Source organism: Micromonospora sp. NPDC005324, assembly GCF_040607155.1.
GTDB classification, from domain to species: Bacteria; Actinomycetota; Actinomycetes; order Mycobacteriales; family Micromonosporaceae; genus Micromonospora; species Micromonospora trifolii.
This window is the reverse complement of the sequence record NZ_JBEXGE010000017.1, coordinates 78,689-98,751: the sequence shown is the minus strand read 5'-3', so window position 1 is coordinate 98,751 and position 20,063 is coordinate 78,689. Positions and strand designations below refer to the sequence as shown.

Below are 20,063 nucleotides of genomic sequence, written 5' to 3'. Positions count from 1 at the left end.
TCTGTGTCGACGCGCTGGTCAGCCGCAGAGAGCGTTCTTCAGGAACGCGTCGACGGCGTGTCAGCGGCGCAGGGCCGTTTCGCTCCGCATGTGCGACAACTTCTCGGGGTTACGCACGGCGTAGACCCCGCTGATGAGACCGTCGTCGATACGCAGCGCGAGGACCGTGTCGACAGCGCCGTCGAGGCGCAGAACCAGCGCCGGGTGACCGTTGACCTGGGCGGGGTGCAGCGACATGGTCGCCGTCCTGGCGTGGGTGCTGCACAGCAGGCGGGCCACCTTGTCGGCCCCGACGACCGGCCGCAGCAGCGCCTGCTTGATCCCGCCGCCATCGCCGAGGAGCACGACATCCGGCGCGAGGACGTCGAGCAGGCCCTGCACGTCGCCGGTCTCGACAGCGAGCCGGAACGCGCTGAGCGCACGTCGGGTTTCGGCCGGCGAGACCATCCCGCGCGGCCGCCGCGCGGCGACATGCGCCCGCGCGCGGTGGGCGATCTGGCGGACCGCGGCCGGCCTCTTGTCGACCGCCTCGGCGATCTCGTCGTATCCAAGGTCGAAGACCTCGCGGAGGACGAACACCGCCCGCTCGGTCGGCGCCAGCGTCTCCAGCACCAGCAGCATCGCCATCGAGACGCTCTCGGCGAGTTCGACGTCGTCGGCGACGTCGGGTGCGGTCAACAGCGGCTCGGGTAACCACGAGCCGACGTAGGACTCCCTGCGCCGTCCGACCGTCCGGAGCCGGTTGAGCGACAGTCGGGTGGTGATCCGGACCAGGTAGGCGCGCTGGTCCCGCACCGCGGCGAGATCGGCGTCCGCCCACCGCAGCCAGGTCTCCTGGAGTACGTCCTCCGCGTCGGCGGCCGAGCCCAGCATCTCGTAGGCGACGGTGAAGAGCAGGTTCCGGTGGGTGACGAACACGTCGACGGCTTGGTCCCCCCGGCCGGCCGCACTCATGATTCCGCCTCCCGCATCCATGCCTCCTCCAGTCTCGCCGAACTCGACCGCGTCGCCCACCAGACACCGGTCTCCGGCCTTCTGTGACGCCGGGCGCCCGTGCTCCTCGTCACTCGACGAGCCGTCACAGCGCACCGGCCGGCGGTGTCTCCTGTGTGACCCGAGACGGAGGCATGACTCATGAACCTGGCACTGTGGATCGCGGCCGGACTGCTGGCCGCAGTCGCCCTGGCCGGCGGCATCACCAAGACATTCGTACCCAAGACGAAGTTGGCCGCGGCCAACGGCGGCGGGTGGACCGGCGACGCCAGCGTGGGTTTCGTCAAGACCCTCGGCGTCCTTGAGCTCCTGGCCGCGGTCGGCCTGATCCTGCCCGCCGTGCTGGACATCGCACCGGTGCTGGTGCCGGTGAGCGCCGTCTGCTGGATCCTGCTCATGGTCGGCGCGATGATCACCCACTTGCGCTACGGCGAGGCGAGGTTCATCGTGCTGAATCTGGTCTACCTCGCGATGGCCGCGATCGTGGCCTGGGGTCGCCTCGGACCCGAGCCCTTCACCGGCTGACCCGAGCACACTCCCGCCCCGGCTGGCCGACGGTACCCGCTATCCTCGCGCGATGACGTCGCGGACCGCGCTGCGCAGACGCACCAAGCGCACCCTCGTGGCCGTGTCCGTCATGCTGGGCCTGCTGTCGTGCCTGTGGTGCCTGTCGTTCCTGTGGTTGCAGATGTCCAAGACCGAGGGCGCGTTGCCACCGGAGTCACGGATGCCGCGGGTGCCGCCCGGAGCGACTGTCGCCGACAAGAGCATGGAGTGCGCCTCCGGTGGATGCTGGCGAACGATCACACTGGTGCCGGCGGCAGGGCAGTCTCCGGAGGACCTGGCACGCGAGATGGGTCTCTCCGAGGAGCTGCGCCTGCCCCCGACAGTGTTCGACCCTGCGACCGTCTACGTGGGGGCCCGCCCCAAGGACGGCGAGTTGATCGTCCACGTCGGTTATCAGTGAGCCTCGCCAGCGGCTCACTGATCGAACAGCCCCTTGATGCCATGGGCCTTGAGCAGCTCGGGCATGGGGTCCGCGGAGCGTCGACGGCCCAGACGCCAGATGCGCCCCACATTGGTGGACACGTTGGGCCCCGGGACGTCGTTGCCCACACGGGGTCAGCGGCGCAGGGTGAGGATCAGGTCGGCTACCAGGGCCGTCCAGCCGGTCTGGTGCCAGGCGCCGAGGCCGGCCCCGTTGTCGCCGTGGAAGTACTCGGGGAAGGCGATCAGGTCCCGCCAGTCCGGGTGGGTCTGGAAGAGCTGGCAGGCGCCGTAGATCGGCCGTCGACCCCAGTCGTCCTGGGTGAAGAGCGCGATCAGCCGGGCGGAGAGGTCGTCGGCGATCTCGTCCAGGGTGCGCTTCACCCCGGAGCGGGTCGGGTACTCCACCTGGAGGTCGTCGCCGAAGAACGCCGCGTAGTCGCGCAGCGCGCTGATCAGCAGGAAGTTCGTCGGCATCCAGATCGGGCCGCGCCAGTTCGAGTTGCCCCCGAACAGTCCGCTCGTCGATTCGGCCGGCTCGTAGCCGACGGAGAACTCCTGCCCGCCGAGGGTGACCGAGAACGGCTTGTCCAGGTGCGCGCGGGACAGCGTACGGAGGCCGAAGTCGGAGAGGAACTCGTCGGGGTCGAGCATCCGGGCGAGCAGGCGGACCACCTGCTCCGGGCCGACCATGGACAGCAGCCGCTGCTGCCGACCGTCGGGGCCCAGTCGGCGGGTGCCGATCACCTGGGCGTACTCCGGGCGGTTGGTGAGGAACCAGCGCAGCCGGGCGCCCAGCTCCGGTAGGTGGTGCAGGGTCCGGGCGGTGAGGCGGGTGGTGGCGGCCAACGGCAGCAGCCCGACGACGGAGCGGACCTTCAGCGGCACCTTCGTGCCGTCGGCGAGGCGCAGCACGTCGTAGAAGAAGGCGTCCTCGTCGTCCCACAACCCCTGCTCGTACGCGGCGGCGGCGATGTAGGCGAAGTGCTCGAAGAACTTGGTGGCGGTGTCCACCCAGGTCCGGTCGTGTTCGGCGAGAACGATTGCCATGTCCAGCAGGTTGAGCGCGTACATGCCCATCCAGCCGGTGCCGTCGGACTGCTCCAGCACTCCGGCGACCGGCAGTGCCGCCGAGCGGTCGAACGGCCCGACGTTGTCGAGCCCGAGGAAGCCGCCCTCGAAGACGTTGTTGCCGCCGGTGTCCTTGCGGTTGACCCACCAGGTGAAGTTGAGCAGCAGCTTGTGCATCACCCGGGCCAGGAACTCGTAGTCCCGGCCGCCGTCGATCTCGAACACCTTCAGCGCCGCCCAGGCGTGCACCGGCGGGTTCACATCACCGAACGCCCACTCGTACGCCGGGATCTGCCCGTTGGGGTGCAGGTACCACTCGCGGAGCAGGAGCAGGATCTGCTCCTTGGCGAAGCCCGGGTCGACCCGGGCGATGCTCACGCAGTGGAAGGCCAGGTCCCAGGCCGCGTACCAGGGGTATTCCCACGGGTCGGGCATGGAGATGACGTCGAAGCTGGTCATGTGCCACCAGGCGCTGTTGCGCCCGTGCCGACGCCCGGCCGGTGGCGGTGTCGAGCCCGGGTCGCCTTCGAGCCAGCGTTTGACGTCGAAGTGGTAGAACTGCTTGCCCCACATGAGCCCGGCGATGGCCTGCCGGGCGACCAGCGCCTCGTCGGGTGTGGCGGCCGGCGGGATCACTCCGGCGAAGAACCGGTTCGCCTCGGCCCGCCGCGCCCACACCACGGCCTCGAAGCCGTCGCTGAGGTCGGCCGGGGGCGGCGGAGCGGCGGCCGGCGGCGACGCGGTGCGGGTCAGCCGCAGTCGGATCTGGCGCTGCCCGCCGGCCGGCACGTCGAGCACGTAGTGCAGCGCGCCCTTGGTGCCCTCCCGCGCCGGGTTGACAGTGCCGGCGCCGTTGACGACGTGGTCGTTGATGCCGTCCTTCGGGTACGGGGAGCGGCCGGGCAGGCCCCAGAGCCGTTCGGCGTTGGTGTCGTTGTCGCAGAGCAGCGGCAACGGGCCGCCGTCGCCCTCCAGCAGCAGTTGGCCGAGCACCCGGTGCTCGCCGACGAGGCGGGTGCCCTGGCCGGTCAGCCGGGGGATCCGGTCACCGCCGGGCAGGCCCCAGGACCAGGTGTTACGGAACCACAGGGTGGGCAGGACGTGCAGCGTCGCCGCCTGGTCGCCGCGGTTGGCGACGGTCACCACCATGCAGAGGTCGGTCGGGGACGCCTTGGCGTAGTCGACGGTCACCGCCCAGTACCTGTCGTCGTCGAAGATCCCGGTGTCCACCAGCTCGTACTCGGTGTCGTCGCGGCCGCGCAACGCGTTCACCGCGACGAGTTCGTCGTACGGGAAGGCGGCCTGCGGGTAGTGGTAGCGCCAGCGCATCCAGGAGTGGGTGGGCGTGGAGTCCTCGTACCACCAGTACTCCTTGACGTCCTCGCCGTGGTTGCCGCTGTCACCGCCGAGGCCGAACATCCGCTCCTTGAGGATCGGATCCTTACCGTTCCAGAGGGCCAGGGCGAACGCGAAGGTCTGTCGTTCGTCGCAGACGCCGGCCATCCCGTCTTCATTCCACCGGTAGGCTCTGGACCGCGCGTGGTCATGCGGGAAGTAGTCCCAGGCCGTACCGTGCTCGCTGTAGTCCTCCCGTACCGTCCCCCACGCCCGTTCGGACAGATAGGGACCCCATGCACGCCAGTCCTGCTCCCCCGAGTCGGCCTGGGCGAGCCGGAGCCGCTCAGCGTCGGGTGGCGAGGCGTCGGAGGACGATCGGTCAGTGATCACGTGCACATCTTTGACGTCGCCGCGGTACTTGACCACAGCGGCCATTCTCGTCGTGGCGTGTTACACCCCGCCGCCGGTGGAGGAAAGTTGATCGACATTCACTTCGGCCCGCAGATCTGCGGCGATCTGACCAGCGCGGCCAGCCGGGAGTGGCTGGTCCCCGACGGCCTCGGCGGCTACGCGATGGGCACTGTCGGCGGGCTGCGGACACGTCGCTACCACGGTCTGTTGGTGGTTCCCGGCGAAACGCCGGCGTCCCGCCAAGTGGGACTGGTCAGCCTCGATCCGGCGGTCACGCTGCCGTCCGGGGCGCGGGTACGCCTCGGCGCGCACGAGTGGGCCTCCGGCGACGTGGACCCGCGCGGCTTCGAGCTGTTGGAACGCTTCGACCTGGTCGACGGGCTACCCCGGTGGCGGTGGCGGATCGGCGCGGTGGTGATCGAACGGGAGCTGGCCATGCTGCCCGGCCGCTCCTGCGTCGCCGTGGTGCACCGGCTGGTCGCCGGTGGTCCGGTCCGGCTGGAGCTGTCGGCCGCCTGCACCTGGCGGGACGCGCACGGCGAACGGCGGGCCGACGGCCCGGTCCCGCAGGTCGAGGCGGTCGCCGACGGCGCGGTGGTCGAGGGCGCGTACCGGCTCGCCGGCCCGGGTTGGTCGCCCGAGGGGCAGTGGTGGCTGGGCGTGCACCACCGCGAGGAGGCCAACCGTGGTCTCAACGCCGACGAGGACCTCTGGTACGCGGGCCGCTTCTCCGGTGAGCTGGAACGCCCCGGCGACACGGTGTCGGTGCGGGCCTGGGCCGGTCGACTCGACGAGGAGCCGCCGCCGGAGGAGGAGATCGTGGCGACCGCGAGGCGGCGCAACCGGCGGGTGGTGGCGACGGCGAAGCCGGCCGACGACGTGGACGCCACACTGGCGCTGGCCGCCGACGCGTTCGTGGTGCGCACCGACCAGGCGGCCGTGGACGTGGTGGCCGGCTACCCGTGGTTCGGGGCGTGGTCGCGGGACACGATGATCTCGTACGAGGGGTTGTTCCTCTGCACGGGTCGCGCCGATGAGGGTCGGGAGCTGCTGCGGGCGTACGCGGCGACACTGTCGGAGGGGATGCTCGCCAACACGGCCGACACCGGTCGCGTGGAGTACAACACCGTCGACGGCACGCTCTGGTTCCTGCACGCGGTGAGCCGGCACGTCACAGTCACCGGCGACACCGACCTCGGCGACGAACTGCTGCCCGCGTTGCGCGCCGTGATCGACGCCCACGCGGCCGGCACCCGGTATGGGATCCGGGTCGACCCGGCCGACGGGCTGCTCACCCAGGGCGCCGCCGGCACCGCGCTGACCTGGATGGACGCCCGGGTGTACGGGGTGCCGGTCACCCCGCGCACCGGCAAGCCGGTCGAGGTCAACGCGTTGTGGATCAATGGGCTGGCCGGGATCGCGGAGCTGACCGAGCTGGCCGGGCGGGACGCCGACGAGCTGTGGCGACGCCACCGGCAGGCCACCGCCTCGTTCCGGGAGCGGTTTCCGGCCCCGACCGGCTGGCTGCACGACGTGCTGGACGCGCCGGCGCCGGCGTACCCGTTGGGCGGCGCCGCCCTGCACGACGACGACGCGTTGCGCCCCAACCAGCTGCTGGCCTGGTCGCTGCCGAACGCGCCGATGGAGCCGGACGAGGCCACGCTGCGGCGGGTCGCGGGCGGGCTGCTCACCCCGCTCGGCCCGCGCAGTCTGGCCCCGGACTCCACGGAGTTCGTCAGCCGGCACCGGGGCGGCCCGGCCGACCGGGACGGGGGCTACCACCAGGGCACGGTCTGGCCGTGGTTGCTCGGCCCGTACGTGGACGCCGCGCGTCGGGGAAAGATGTCCGTCGATGACGTGTTCGTTGGCATTGAGGCCCATTTGATGGAATATGGGATAGGCTCGGTGAGCGAGACGGCCGATGGCCTCGCGCCGCACACCGCTACCGGGTGCCCGTTCCAGGCATGGTCGGTGGCCGAGCTGCTGCGGGTGCGGCGAAAGAGCCAGTAGCGCTTTACACGACCGCAACGGTGGTGTCGCCGCTGGTTATCGCGATCCCGGCAGTATTGGCCTCGATCCAGACGCGACGGCGACATCGATTCGGTGTCGGTCGGCGCGCGCCCGGGGACAACTCAAAGGGGGCCGCATGTCACTCGATGCCCACGTGATCGACATCAACCCCGCCCGACAACTGCGGGTGCTGATGCTCTCCTGGGAGTACCCGCCGGTGCTCGTCGGCGGTCTCGGTCGACACGTGCACGCCCTCTCCGTCGCCCTCGCCGCCGCCGGCCACGAGGTCACCGTCGTCACCCGCCACAGCGACGGCGCGCCCCTGGAGGAGTACGCCGACGGCGTCCGCATCCTGCGCGCCCCCGAGGACCCGGTCACCTTCCCCCTCGCCACCGGCTCGCTGCTGGCCTGGACGATGGCCTTCAACCACACCCTCACCCGCACCGCCCTGCGCGCCACCGAGGCCGGCTCCTACGACGTCATCCACGCCCACGACTGGCTCGTCGCCCACACGGCCGTCACCCTCGCCGAGCACCTGGACCTGCCCCTGGTCACCACCATGCACGCCACCGAGGCCGGCCGGCACCAGGGCTGGCTGCCGGAGGAGATGAACCGCACCATCCACGGCGTCGAGCAGTGGCTCAGCAACTCATCCATCCGGGTGATCGTCTGCTCCGGGTACATGCGCGACCAGGTGACCGCGCTGTTCGACGTACCGGCCGCCCAGGTCGACGTGGTGCCCAACGGGGTCGACGACCGAGCCTGGCGGGCCCGCCCCCGAGCGGTCGCGTCGGCCCGGGCACGGTTCGCCGGGGACGGGCCGTTGGTCGGGTACGCCGGGCGGCTGGTCTACGAGAAGGGCGTCCAGCACCTGGTGCACGCAGTACCCCGGCTACGCGAACGACACCCAGGACTGCGCGTGGTGATCGCCGGCGACGGCCCGTACCGCACCGAGTTGGAGGCGGAGGCCCGGCGACTGGCGCTCGGCTCGACCGTCCGGTTCACCGGGTTCCTCGACACTACCCAACTACCGGCGATGCTCGGCGCCACCGACGCGACAGTGGTCCCCAGCCTCTACGAGCCGTTCGGCATGGTGGCGCTGGAGGCGGCGGCCGCCGGAGCGCCTCTCGCCGTGGCCCGTACCGGCGGCCTCGCCGAGATCGTCGAACCCGGCGTGACCGGGGTGACGTTCCCGCACAGCGACCCGGACGCGCTCGCCGGCGCGGTCGGCCAACTGCTCGGCGACGAGGTCTTCGCCCGGCGGCTGGCCCGCCGGGCCCGCACGATGGTCGGCGAGCGGTACGGCTGGGCCACCATCGCGGCCCGCACCGCCGCCAGCTACGCCACCGCCCGTCGCGAACACGGCCCGGTGCAGGCCCGACGCGCCGCCGCCCGGCTGAGCGGCGGGCGGACCCGCATCGCCATCCCGGAGGGGAACCTGCTCGCCACCGCTGCCGAGAACGCCGCCTGCTGAGCCGAGTCGGACGACCGATAGGTGACTTCCGATCCGCTGGTTAGGGTGTAGCCCGGACAGCGGCTGAGGAGGAGCGTGCACAGGTGCTGATCGCCGGTCGGTACCGGCTGCTCGACCTGGTGGGTCGCGGGGGCATGGGTCGGGTGTGGCGCGCCCGCGACGAGATGCTGCACCGCGAGGTAGCGGTCAAGGAGATCGTTCCTCCGAGTTGGTTGGCCGAAGGTGAACGGGCCGAGGTGCGCTCACGCACCATGCGGGAGGCGCGCGCCGCGGCCCGGCTCAACCACACCGCCGTGGTCCGGCTCTACGACGTCGTCGCGGTCGACGGCAGCCCATGGATCGTCATGGAGTACGTCCCGTCCCGCACCCTCCAGGACGTGGTGGACGCCGAGGGGCCGCTGGAGCCGACCCGCGCGGCCCGGATCGGGCTGGCCGTGCTCGACGCGCTCCAGGCCGCGCACACCGCCGGGGTGCTGCACCGCGACATCAAACCGCAGAACGTGCTCGTGGCGCACGACGGGCGGGTGATGCTCACCGACTTCGGGCTGGCCACCTTCGACGGTGGCGACGGCGCGATGACCCGCCCCGGCATGGTCTTCGGCTCCCCGCAGTACGTGGCCCCCGAGCGGGCCGCCGAGGGGGTGTCAACGGTGGCCGCGGATCTGTGGTCGCTCGGGGCGACCCTGCACGCCGCCGTGGAGGGGCAGTCCCCGTACGCCCGCAGCACCGCGATGGCCACCCTGAGCGCGCTGGCCGCCGGCCCGCCGGACCCTGCCCCACACGCCGGGGCGCTCGCGCCGGTGCTGGACGGGTTGCTGCGCCGCGAGCCGCGTGAGCGCCTCGACCACGAGACGGCCCGTCGGTTGCTCAGCACGGCCGCGACCGGCTTCGACGATCAGGACCCCAGGGTTCCGCTGCCCGACCCGGCCACCCCGGCCGCAGCCGGTGGCGCCTCCCCCACGCCGGCACCGGATCCGGCGGCCGCCGGGCGCACTGCGCGCCGGGTGGCGGTGGTCGCCGTGGCGCTGCTGGTGGCCGTCGTGGCCGGCGTCGGCACCGCGCTGACAGTCGTCGGCGACAAGCCCAGCGACCCCACCGGCTGGTCCTCCCCGCCGCCGAACCGTCCGCCCAACGGCGGGCCGTTCGGTCCCGGGCCGCCGCCCGGCCCGCCGCCGAATGGGCGGAACGTCCCCCCGCCCCCGTTCGCCTGTGTCCGCCCGGACGTCACCGGTACACCAGTGCGGGCCGGCGCGCAGACCGCGGGCGAAGAACTCCGGCCGCCGCCCGGCTGGGTCTGGCACGCCGACACCGCAGGCTTCCGGGTCTCCGTACCGGCGACGTGGCTGACCTCCCGCGACGGCACTGTGGCGTGCTTCCAGGACCCGGCGACCGGGCGGGCCTTCAGCGTCGCCGAAGGCGGCGCCGTCGATCCCCTGCAACTCCTGCGGACCGCCCGCGACGCGGCGGCCGGGGAGGGCTCCCTGCCGGGGTACGACGAGATCCGGCTCGCCGCGGGCGACGGCGGAGCCGAGTGGGAGCTCCGCTGGCAGACGCCGCACGGCCCGTGGCTGCACGCCCGACAGCAGGTCCTCGGCGCCGACCGCTGGACGCTGGGTTGGATCACCCGGGATGAGGACTGGGCCGGGGCCGCAGCCGACTGGGAACTGGTGCGAGAGAGTTTCCGACCACCCCGCTGACCTGCACCGTATGGCCATGATCCGGACCACCGTCCGTCGTGGATCGAGGCCGCTCAGTGGATGAGAAAGCCGGCATTGGTGGCTATCGTGGATCCCGGGGTGACCGAGGGGGAGCGACCGTGCATCAGTTGCTGATCGCGGGTCGGTACCGGCTGCTCGACCTGGTCGGCACCGGCGGAATGGGCCGCGTGTGGCTTGCTCGCGACGAGATGTTGCATCGCGACGTGGCGGTGAAGGAGGTCGTGCCGCCGTCCTGGCTGGCCGAGACCGAGCGCGAGGAGTTGCGGCTACGAACCCTGCGTGAGGCACGCACCGCCGCCCGGCTCAACCATCCCAACGTGGTCCGCCTCTACGACGTGGTCCACGACCGGGAGAGCCCCTGGATCGTGATGGAGTACGTGCCGTCGCGGTCGGTGCAGCAGATCATCAGCGCCGAGGGGCCGCTGAGCCCGCAGCGCACCGCCCGGATCGGGCTGGCGGTGCTCGCCGCGTTGCGGGCCGCGCACACCGCGGGGGTGCTGCACCGCGACGTGAAGCCGCACAACGTGCTGGTGGCCGACGACGGTCGGGTGGTGCTCACCGACTTCGGGCTGGCCACCTTCGACGGCGGCGAGGGTGTGATGACCGGGCCCGGCACTGTGCTCGGCTCGCCGCAGTTCGTCGCCCCCGAGCGAGCTCGCGAAGGGGTGTCCGACGCCCGCACCGACATGTGGTCGCTGGGCGCCACGCTCTACGCGACGGTCGAGGGGCAGTCACCGTACGCACGGTCGAGCGCGATGGCGACGCTCAGCGCGCTGGCCACCGAACCACCGGATCCGATGCGTCGGGCCGGCCCGTTGCGTCCCGCCCTCATCGGCCTGTTGCAGCGCGACCCCTGGCGGCGGTTGACCGCCGCCGAGGCAGAGCCGCTGTTGCGCAGCGCCGCGGCGAGCGACGACGAGCCCGCCGGGTCGGTCCGCTCCTCGGCGGTCACGGCGATCCGCAGCACCGGACGGGCCATCGCACCGCACCCGGTCGAACCGGTGGCCCCGCCGGGTGAGCCGGCCACGCCAGCCCCGAGCCCGCGCCCGCGGCGCCCATCTGGCCGGCGAGGGCGCCTGATCGCCCTGGCCTGTGTGGCCACCGCTGTGCTCGTCGCGGGTGGCGTCACGCTGGCGCTGGTCAACCGGCACGCCGATCGGACCCCACCGTCCGGCTCGGGCGGTGGCGCGCCGACCTCCCGGCCGGCGGCGTTCGCCTGCGCGTCGTCCCCGCCACCAGCGGCGACCCCGGTGGTGGCGGTGTCACCGCCACCCGACGTGAAGTACGGGCTGCGCGAGGGCTGGACCTGGTACGACGACCCGACCGGGTTCCGGATCGCCGCGCCGGTCGGTTGGGCGCGCTGGACCGAGGGCTCGGTGACCTGCTTCCGGAGATCCGGCGGGACCCGGGTGCTCAGCGTCGAGGTGGGGCCGGCCCGTCCGGATCCGGTGGCGCACTGGAAGGCCGAGGAGGCTCGGCTGACCGCGAGTGCCGCGCTGCCGGACTATCGCCAGGTGGACATCTCCGCGATGGACATCTTCGAGGGTGGCGCGGTGTGGGAGTGCGGCTGGCAGAACGCCGTCGGCGTTCCGGTGCACAGCTTCCGGCTGTTGGCCAACACCTCGGCCGACCGCTCGTACACCGTCTCGTGGTTGACAGAAGAGTTCGACTGGCAGGTCAACGCGGCATACTTGCCGATGATCCGGCAGAGCTTCACCCCCACCCTGTAACAAGGTCCGATGTGGACGTTGCGGGTGATGCCCCTGCGGCGCCGACGCTGACTACAGTGGCGTAGTTTTGGGCGCTCAAGATCCCTGGGGAGGGTGAGCCGAGATGATGGGACCGCAACACGCGCTGTCCGGCGCGGCGGTGTGGCTGGCTGGCTCCTGGGCACTGGAGCAGTTCGCCGACTACCACCAGTCGCCGCTCGCGTTGGCGGTGGGCACCGCGGTGTGCGCCGGTGGCGCGCTCTTTCCCGACCTCGACATGTCGGGCAAGGTGACCAAGAACCAGGGTGGGGCCACCGTGGCCCGTACCTTCGGGGTCTTCTCGCTCTTCGCCGCCGAGGTGATGGAGAAAGTCTCCCTCGGGGTCTACTACGCCACCAAGCTCAGCAGGGACCCCCGCCGCAACAACGGGCACCGGACGCTGACCCACACGCTGCCGTTCACACTGCTGGTCGGCTGGGGCACCACAGCGCTCTGCGCCGCGTACGGCAAGTGGGCGGTCATCACCATCCTGTTCTTCATGTTCGGCCTCGCGCTGCGCGGGCTGTTCGACGAGTGGGCCGAGCGGGCCGGGTGGGTGATCATCACTCTCGCGTCGGCCGGGGCAGCCTGGTTCACCTTCGCCAACCTGCCGGGCGGACGCGGCTATCCGCTGATCGGCACCGCGCTGGGCGTGGGCTGCTTCGTGCACATCCTCGGCGACATGATCACCAGAGCGGGCGTACCGATCCTCTGGCCGATCCCGATCAAGCGGCGCATGTGGATGATGATCGGCCTGCCGAGCAGCATCGCCCTGCGCGTCGGCAGCAAGGCCGAGGTGGTCGGGATGCGCGTCGCACTGACAGTCGTCTCGGCGCTCGCCACCGTCGGCCTGATCGCGCCCTCGGTGCTGAGCCGCTTCGACATCGAGATATGACCGATGAGGCGCCGGCGATCCCGCCGGCCGAGGACGAACGCGTACCGGAGTTCTGCCGCGCCCTGGGGCTGCCCGGCCTCGCCGACGTGCACGTGCACTTCCTGCCGCCACGCCTGCTGCGTCGGGTGTGGGCCTACTTCGACGCCGCCGGGCCGCTGGTCGGCACCGAGTGGCCGATCCTCTACCGGTGGAGCGACGCCGACCGGGTCGCGCACCTGCGCCGGCTCGGGGTGCTGGCGTTCAGCGCCCTGGCGTACGCGCACCGACCGGGCATGGCGGCGGAACTCAACCGCTGGACGCTGGATTTCGCCCGTGACACCCCCGGGTGCCTGGCCTCGGCCACGTTCTATCCCGAGCCGGAGGCCCCCGGGTACGTCGAGGCGGCCCTCGCCGAAGGCGCCCGACTGTTCAAGCTGCACCTACAGGTCGGCGGCTTCGCGCCCACCGATCCGGCGCTGGACCCGGTGTGGGGGATGCTGTCCGACGCGGGTGTGCCGGTGGTGGTGCACGCCGGGCACGCCCCGGTGGGAACCGCGCACACCGGCCCCGACCCTTTCGCCGCCCTGCTCGCCCGCCACCCGCGGCTGACCGCCGTGGTGGCGCACATGGGCGCCCCGGACTACCGGGCCTTCCTGGACCTCGCCGAGACGTACGAGCAGGTCCGGCTGGACACCACGATGGCCTTCACGCCCTTCTTCGACCAGTTCGTCCCCTTCCCCGCCGAGGAGTTGCCCCGGTTGCGCGAGTTGGGGCTGGCCGGCAAGGTCCTGCTGGGCAGCGACTTCCCGAACATCCCGTACCCGTACGCCGACCAGGTGACCGGGCTGGCCCGACTGGACCTGGGCGACGACTGGCTACGCGCGGTCTGCTGGAACAGCGCCGCCACCCTCCTCAACCTGCCCTGACCCCCGCGCCGCGCCCCGCCCCGCCGCTCGGCTCCGCGATCTTGCACTTTCTGTCCCGACACAAGGCGCATATCCATCCGTGTCGGCAACAGGAAGTGCAAGATCAGCGCGGTCCGCTCGTTACGCAGGTCCGGCTCGCACTGTGCTGAACTCCGCGGGCGTACGACGGGACGCCGGTGATGCGGCCGATGTTCCTGGAGTTCCCGGACGACCCGGCGACGGCGCACCTGGACCGGCAGTGCATGCTCGGCCCGGACGTGCTGGTCGCCCCGGTGCTCAGCGCCGACGGCGACGTCACGTACTACGTACCCGCCGGCACCTGGACGCACCTGGTCACCGGCACGCAGGTCACCGGCCCGGCCTGGTTGACCGAGAAGCACGGTTTCGACAGCCTGCCGGTGCTGGCCCGACCGGGCGCGGTCATACCCTTCGGCTCGCGCACCGACCGACCGGACTACGAGTGGGCCGACGATGTGCGGCTACGGATGTACGCACCGACCGAGGGGCAGCGGACCCGGGTACGGGTACCGTCACCCGGCAACGGGCCGGGCGCCGAGTTCGACGTGCGCTACGAGGGTGGGACGGCCAGCGCCGAACTGGTCGCCGGCACCTCGACGGGCTACATCTGCGAGATCCAGGGGACGGAACGATGACGCAACACCACTTCCCGGAGAGCTTCGTCTGGGGCTCGGCGACGGCCGCGTACCAGATCGAGGGCGCGGCGACCGAGGACGGGCGCGGACCGTCCATCTGGGACACCTACAGCCGCACACCCGGTCGCACCCTCAACGGCGACACCGGTGACGTGGCCGCCGACCACTACCACCGGTGGGCCGACGACCTCGGGCACATCGCCGACCTCGGGCTCGGCGCGTACCGGTTCTCCATCTCCTGGCCCCGGGTGCAGCCGGGCGGCTCGGGCCGGTTCAACCAGGCCGGCATCGACTTCTACTCGCGGCTGGTGGACGGGCTGCTGGAGCGGGGCGTCCGCCCGGTGGCCACCATGTACCACTGGGACCTGCCGCAGGAGTTGGAGGACGCCGGCGGGTGGGCGGCGCGGGAGACCGCGTTGCGCTTCCAGGAGTACGCGGCGGGCATCGTCGGCGCGCTGGGCGACCGGGTGCACACCTGGACGACGCTCAACGAGCCGTGGTGCTCCGCGTACCTGGGCTACGCCTCCGGCGTGCACGCGCCGGGTCGGACCGAGCCGGCGGCGGCGCTGGCCGCGGTGCACCACCTCAACCTCGCGCACGGCCTGGCCGGCCGGGTGGTCCGGGAGCTGGCTCCGTCCGCCGAGCTGTCGGTGACGCTGAACCTGCACGTCATCCGGGGCGCGTCCGACTCGGCCGCCGACCAGGACGCGGTCCGGCGGATCGACGCGTTGGCGAACCGGGCGTTCCTCGGCCCGATGCTGGACGGGGAGTACCCGGCCGACCTGCTGGCCGACACCGCCTCCGTCACCGACTGGTCGTTCGTCCGCGAGGGCGACGAGAAGCTGATCGCGGTGCCGCTGGACGTGCTCGGGGTCAACTACTACTCCAGCACCCTGGTCCGGGCCTGGGACGGGGTGTCGGCCCGCTCCGACGCCGACGGGCACGGCGCGTCGACGTCGACGCCGTGGGTCGCCGCCGGGAACGTCGACTTCCTGCCGCAGCCCGGCCCGTACACGGCGATGGGTTGGAACATCGACCCGCCGGCGCTGACCGAGCTGCTGCTGCGCCTCCAGCGCGAATACCCCAGCCAGCCCATGATGATCACCGAGAACGGCGCGGCGTTCGACGATGTGGTGTCGGCCGACGGTCGGATCCACGACGAGCGGCGGATCGACTACCTGCGTCGGCACATCGGCGCGATGGCCGACGCCCGCGCGCAGGGCGCGGATGTGCGCGGCTACTTTGTCTGGTCGTTGCTGGACAACTTCGAGTGGGGCTACGGCTACGACCGTCGCTTTGGCATCATCCGGGTCGACTACGACACCCAGGTACGCACCTGGAAAGACAGCGCCCACTGGTACCAGCGGCTCGCCGCCACAGGTGAGTTGGACCGGATCTCGGAGTAGATCGGACCGGTTCTCCCGGCCGATGGCGAGGGTGTGTTCGGCCCCCTTTGCTCTGCTTCAACGGACGCAACAGCTGGTGTCCGGATAACGGACGCGCGCTGTTGCGCGGGTTGAAGCAGAGCAAAGGGGGCGATGGGTGGGTGCTGCCCCCGCCGACGTCAGGCGTGCGGCCAGACGCCCACCCGCTGCGGCGGAATTCAGCGACGACATTTGTCCAAGACAGTCGACCGGCGGCCCGTGCATGGTCGTTCCCATGAGCGAGTACGACGGTGCGCGGTCGCAGGGAATGCACGTGGTGCACGACGGTCCACCGGAGGCGCCGCCGCTGGTGCTGATCCACGGATCGGGGATGTCGGGCGCATCCTGGAATCTGGTGGTGCCGGCCCTCGCCGGCCACCACCACGTCATCCGGGTGGACCTCCCGGGCTGCGGCCGGTCGCCGGCCTCGTCGTCGTACGCGGTGCCCGACCAGGCGGACCGGGTGGCGGCGGTGCTCGACGACCTCGGCGTCCGGTCCGTCGTCGCGCTCGGGCACTCCAGCGGCGGCTACGTCGCCACCGCGCTCGCCGAACGACGCCCGGACCTGGTGCGCTCGCTCGCACTGGTCAGCACCGGCCCGAGTCCCGACGCTCTGCTCCCACAGCCGGCCCTGCTCCGGGCCCTGCTGGCTCCGCCGCTCGGCCCGCTTCTCTGGGCGCGGCGGTCGGACGCCATGATCCGCAGGGGAATCAACGTCACCTGCGCCCGTCCGGTCGACGTTCCGGACGAGCTGGTCAGCGACGTCCGACACCTCACGTACCGCACGCTGAGGTCGGTGCTGCGCGCCTACACCGCGTACATCGAGGAGCGGAGCGTGCCCGAGCGCCTTGCCGCCCTCGACGTCCCGGTGCTGGTGGTCTTCGGCGGCGGCGACCCCCGCTGGAACCCGAAGTCGGCGCACCGGTACGACGCGGTCCCGAAGGCACGGGTCGAGCTGCTGCCCGGCGTCGGACACGTACCCCTGCTGGAAGCGCCCGAGGCGACCAGCAGGCTGCTGCTGGGCTTCACCGCAACGGCCGCGGGCACCCCACCGGCGACCCCGACTGCCTAGACTCGGCAGATGCGGCCGATGGGGACGACCCCGCTCGACTGGTCGTTGGTGGACGTGGTGGTCCCGCGCCCGTCGGCCCGGTTGCCGGGGGTCCGCATGGCCGGGTTCCGACATCGCGCCTGCGCGCCGGTGGACATCGCCATGGTCGCGCACCCGTCGATCACAGTGATCGTCGACCTCAGCGAGGAAGCGGGCCTCACCTACGCCGTGGACGGCCAGCACAGAAGTGGCAGCGCCGTCGTAGGCCTGCTTCCCGGTGACCTCCGGGCGACCGGCCGAGGGTTCGGCGAATGCCTTCAGATCCGGCTGGAGCCGGTCGCCGCGGCCGCCGTGCTCGGCACGTCGACGGAGATCTGCGGGGCTGTGGTTTCCCTCGACGACGTCTGGGGCCGCGCCGCCGAACGCGCCGAAGCCAGGCTGCGCGCCACCGAGTCCTGGGACGAACGGTTCGCCATCGCCGCGGGAATGCTCGGCCGGCGGCTGGACGCCCGTCGACCGCCCGATCCGGAGGTCGCCCACGCCTGGCGACGGACCCGCAGCAGCCGAGGCCGGATACGGGTCGACAGCCTGGCCGACGAGGTCGGCTGGAGCCGCAAGCGCCTGCTGTCCCGCTTTCGGTCCCAGCTGGGCATCACACCCAAACGCGCAGCCCGCCTGGTGCGGTTCGACCACGCCGCGCACCTGCTCGCCGCAGGTCACCCCGCCGCCACTGCTGCCACCGAGAGCGGCTACGTCGACCAGTCACACCTGCACCGTGACGTGTGGGAGTTCGCCGGGCAGACGCCCACGGCGGTGGCCGCCGCGCCGTGGCTTGCGATCGACCACGTGGCATGGCCCGCCCCCTCGACCGCCTAGACCCCGACGCGCTGCGGCGGGACGGTGAGCCCGTACATCTCCATCAGCTCCGGAGTGTCGACCCGGCTGCCGTCGGCCACCGAGTCGCAGGCGATGTCGACGATCTGGTCCTTGTGCGCCAACAGGTACGGCCGGGCGCCCACGTCGGCGCTGGCCAGGGTGGCGATGCCGGGCCAGTGCCGGCGGCCGAACAGCATCGGGTAGCCGCGCAACCCGTCGTAGGTGGCGCAGACCAGCACGTCCGGGTACGGCAGCGCGGCCACCCGGCCGACCGCCTCGGCGGTCAGGCCCGGCATGTCGACCGGCACCACCACCACCGCCTCGATCCCCTCGTCGTCCATCGCGGCCAGGCCGGCCCGGATCGACGAGCCGACTCCGGTGCCCCACGCCTTGTTGATCACAACGGTGGCCTTGCCCAGGTCAGCGGTCTCCTGGACCTGCTCGGCGGCAGCACCCAGGACGACCACGATCTGCTCGCAGCCCGCCTCGGTCATCGTGTCGATCATCTGGTTCACCAGGGGCTTGTCACCCTGGTGCAGCAGCGCCTCGGGACCACCGATCCGTCGTCCCCCGCCTGCGGCGATGATCATTCCTGCGATCCGGTTCAGCTGCGCCCCCTCCAGCACGGGACGGACCGTGACCGATCCGTCCCCTCCTACGGACACTGCAACGAGGACGGCCAGCCGGGGGTGGCGGGGCGAAAAGGAGAAATAGCACAACCGTTACACGACCGGCACCCGCCGACACTGACACTCTGACGGTCAGGCGGCGTCGGCGTAGCAGTCGACGATGGACAGGTCCAGTGGGAACCGGACCGGCGTCGCACCGAAGAGCAGCGCCGAGGCCCGCTCGCCGCACCGGTGGACAGCCTCGGCGACCGCGTCCGCCTGATCGGCGGGAGCGTGCACGACCACCTCGTCGTGCTGGAAGAAGACCAGCTCGGCGTCGGTGCCGGACAGCTCCGTCCGCAGCGTGGCCAGCAACGTGGAGGCCCACTCCGCCGCCGTGGCCTGGATGACGAAGTTGCGGGTGAAGCGCCCCCGGGACCGGGCGGCACGCGCCCGCGGACTGTGCGGATCGGCCGCCCCCTCCGTGTCGGAGGGCTCGTCGTCGAGATCACCGAACCCGGCCGAGCCGGGCGGGCACGTGCGCCCCAGCCACGACCGCACCAACCCACCCGTCTCGCCGGTACGCGCGGCCGCCTCGACGTAACCGAACGCCGTCGGGTAGCTGCGCTTCAGCACCGCCAACGCGGGCACCGCGGCCCCGCCGGTCTGCCCGTACATCGCACCGAGCAGGGCCACCTTGGCCTTGGCCCGGTCGCCGCCGAACGAGTCCCGAGCCAGGGCCGCATAGAGGTCGCCGGCACCGCCCGCCGCCGCCAACCGCGCGTCGCCGGACACCGCGGCCAGCACCCGAGGCTCCAACTGGCCGGCGTCGGCGACCACCAAACGCCAGCCCGGATCGGCCACCACCGCCCGGCGGATCACCTTCGGGATCTGCAACGCGCCACCACCCCGGGTGGCCCATCGGCCGGAGACGACACCAGCCGGCACGTACTCCGGTTGGAACCGGCCGCCCCGCGCCCACTGATCGAGCCAGGACCAGCCGTGCGCCGTCCAGATCCGGTAGAGCTCCTTGTATTCCAGCACCAGCGGCACCGCCGGATGGTCCACCCCGCGCAGCACCCAGGCCCGGGTGTTGGGCAGCTCCACCCCGACCCGGGCGAACGCCTTCAGCAGCTCCGCCGGGGAGTCGGTGTGCAGGCGACGTACGCCGAGCGCGTCGGCGATCCGGGCGGCCAGCTCGGCGAGTCGGCGTGGCGGACCACCGACCGGGGACGCCTCGCCGAGCAGCTCGTGCAGGATCTCGTTGTGCACGTCGGCACGCCAGGGCAGCCCGACAATGCCCATCTCCGCCGCGATCAGCGCGCCGGCCGACTCCGCGGCCACCAGCAACCGGAACCGGCCGGGGTGCTCGGTCGCCGCGACGCGGGTGAGCTGGTCGGCGTACACCTGGGTCAGTGCCTCGATGCCCGGGCCCGGCGGACCGGGCACCGTGTCGAAGAGCGCGCCCTGCCCGTGCCCGGGTGGCGCGGCGGCGCGCGGCGGCGGGTCGGGCGGCACCGCCGTGCCGGTCAGCCGGGCCCAGGCGGCGGCCAGCGAGCGGGGCTCGCCCCAACGGCCCACGTGCCCGAGCAGCAACGCCTCGGTCAACTCCACGTCGTGACACCGGTCGACCCGGACGCCGGCGCGCAGCAGCGTCGGGTAGACCGCCGTGGCTGTCGACCAGACCCAGCGTGGGTGCTCGGCGGCCTCGCGGGCGGCGACCGCGGCGACCAGATCGGTGACGACCTCGGGCGGACCGGTTGGCCGGCCGGTGGCGTCCAGCGGGCACAGCACTCCCCCACCCCGCTCGTCGGACACCACCGCCACCAGCACGAACGTGATTCTGCCTCTCCCGTCCGACAGAAACGGAGGCGCACCTCACCATGATCGGGGCGGTGGTG

16 protein-coding genes are annotated in these 20,063 nt (G+C 72.1%); 12 read left to right on the top strand and 4 right to left on the bottom strand.

Features of this window, described 5'->3' with window-relative positions:
* Positions 1–60: 60 nt before the first annotated feature.
* Positions 61–954 carry an RNA polymerase sigma-70 factor gene (locus ABZS40_RS19120; RefSeq protein WP_354944536.1) on the bottom strand — a complete coding sequence of 298 codons (894 nt, stop codon included), beginning with the start codon at positions 952–954 and terminating at the stop codon, positions 61–63.
* Between the two features lie 180 nt (positions 955–1,134).
* Between ABZS40_RS19120 and ABZS40_RS19115 the strand changes: the two genes are divergently transcribed.
* Both ABZS40_RS19115 and ABZS40_RS19110 read left to right on the top strand, forming a co-directional pair.
* On the top strand, positions 1,135–1,518 hold the full coding sequence (locus tag ABZS40_RS19115; RefSeq protein ID WP_354944535.1) for a DoxX family protein: 384 nt from the start codon (positions 1,135–1,137) through the stop codon (positions 1,516–1,518).
* A 52-nt stretch (positions 1,519–1,570) separates the two neighbouring features.
* Entirely contained in the window at positions 1,571–1,960 is a 390-nt protein-coding gene (locus ABZS40_RS19110; RefSeq protein ID WP_354944534.1) for a hypothetical protein, read from the top strand.
* 155 nt (positions 1,961–2,115) lie between these two features.
* Here ABZS40_RS19110 and ABZS40_RS19105 read toward each other — a convergent pair whose 3' ends face one another.
* Positions 2,116–4,824 (bottom strand): glucosidase, encoded by a 2,709-nt coding sequence (locus ABZS40_RS19105; RefSeq protein WP_354944533.1) that lies wholly within the window; start codon positions 4,822–4,824, stop codon positions 2,116–2,118.
* Positions 4,825–4,866: 42 nt separating this feature from the next.
* Here ABZS40_RS19105 and ABZS40_RS19100 point away from each other — a divergent pair, with 42 nt between their 5' ends.
* From ABZS40_RS19100 to ABZS40_RS19055, 10 genes are all read left to right on the top strand, one after another.
* On the top strand, positions 4,867–6,810 hold the full coding sequence (locus ABZS40_RS19100) for an amylo-alpha-1,6-glucosidase (RefSeq protein ID WP_354944532.1): 1,944 nt from the start codon (positions 4,867–4,869) through the stop codon (positions 6,808–6,810).
* Between the two features lie 136 nt (positions 6,811–6,946).
* A complete protein-coding gene (locus tag ABZS40_RS19095; protein ID WP_354944531.1) occupies positions 6,947–8,284 on the top strand; it encodes a glycosyltransferase family 4 protein in 1,338 nt (445 codons plus the stop codon).
* An 83-nt stretch (positions 8,285–8,367) separates the two neighbouring features.
* Positions 8,368–9,981 (top strand): serine/threonine-protein kinase, encoded by a 1,614-nt coding sequence (locus ABZS40_RS19090; RefSeq protein ID WP_354944530.1) that lies wholly within the window; start codon positions 8,368–8,370, stop codon positions 9,979–9,981.
* Positions 9,982–10,100: 119 nt separating this feature from the next.
* Positions 10,101–11,732 (top strand): protein kinase, encoded by a 1,632-nt coding sequence (locus ABZS40_RS19085; RefSeq protein ID WP_354944529.1) that lies wholly within the window; start codon positions 10,101–10,103, stop codon positions 11,730–11,732.
* 103 nt (positions 11,733–11,835) lie between these two features.
* Positions 11,836–12,645: a metal-dependent hydrolase gene (locus ABZS40_RS19080; protein ID WP_354944528.1), complete on the top strand. Its 810-nt coding sequence runs from the start codon at positions 11,836–11,838 to the stop codon at positions 12,643–12,645.
* Entirely contained in the window at positions 12,642–13,550 is a 909-nt protein-coding gene (locus ABZS40_RS19075) for an amidohydrolase family protein (protein WP_354944527.1), read from the top strand. The genes ABZS40_RS19080 and ABZS40_RS19075 overlap by 4 nt, the downstream gene beginning before the upstream one ends.
* Positions 13,551–13,729: 179 nt before the next feature.
* A complete protein-coding gene (locus ABZS40_RS19070) occupies positions 13,730–14,203 on the top strand; it encodes a hypothetical protein (RefSeq protein WP_354944526.1) in 474 nt (157 codons plus the stop codon).
* Positions 14,200–15,609 (top strand): GH1 family beta-glucosidase, encoded by a 1,410-nt coding sequence (locus ABZS40_RS19065; protein WP_354944525.1) that lies wholly within the window; start codon positions 14,200–14,202, stop codon positions 15,607–15,609. Before ABZS40_RS19070 ends, ABZS40_RS19065 begins: the two co-directional genes overlap by 4 nt.
* Positions 15,610–15,862: 253 nt before the next feature.
* Entirely contained in the window at positions 15,863–16,699 is an 837-nt protein-coding gene (locus ABZS40_RS19060) for an alpha/beta hydrolase (protein WP_354944524.1), read from the top strand.
* A gap of 9 nt (positions 16,700–16,708) precedes the next feature.
* The gene (locus ABZS40_RS19055) at positions 16,709–17,554 is read left to right on the top strand and encodes a helix-turn-helix domain-containing protein (protein WP_354944523.1); all 846 of its coding nucleotides are present in this window, start codon (positions 16,709–16,711) and stop codon (positions 17,552–17,554) included.
* Here ABZS40_RS19055 and ABZS40_RS19050 read toward each other — a convergent pair.
* Positions 17,551–18,144, bottom strand: a complete 594-nt coding sequence (locus ABZS40_RS19050) for a nucleotidyltransferase family protein (protein ID WP_354944586.1) — start codon at positions 18,142–18,144, stop codon at positions 17,551–17,553. The two genes, ABZS40_RS19055 and ABZS40_RS19050, sit on opposite strands and share 4 nt — an antisense overlap.
* A 171-nt stretch (positions 18,145–18,315) precedes the next feature.
* A complete protein-coding gene (locus ABZS40_RS19045) occupies positions 18,316–20,025 on the bottom strand; it encodes a bifunctional 3'-5' exonuclease/DNA polymerase (protein WP_354944585.1) in 1,710 nt (569 codons plus the stop codon).
* Positions 20,026–20,063 lie beyond the last annotated feature (38 nt).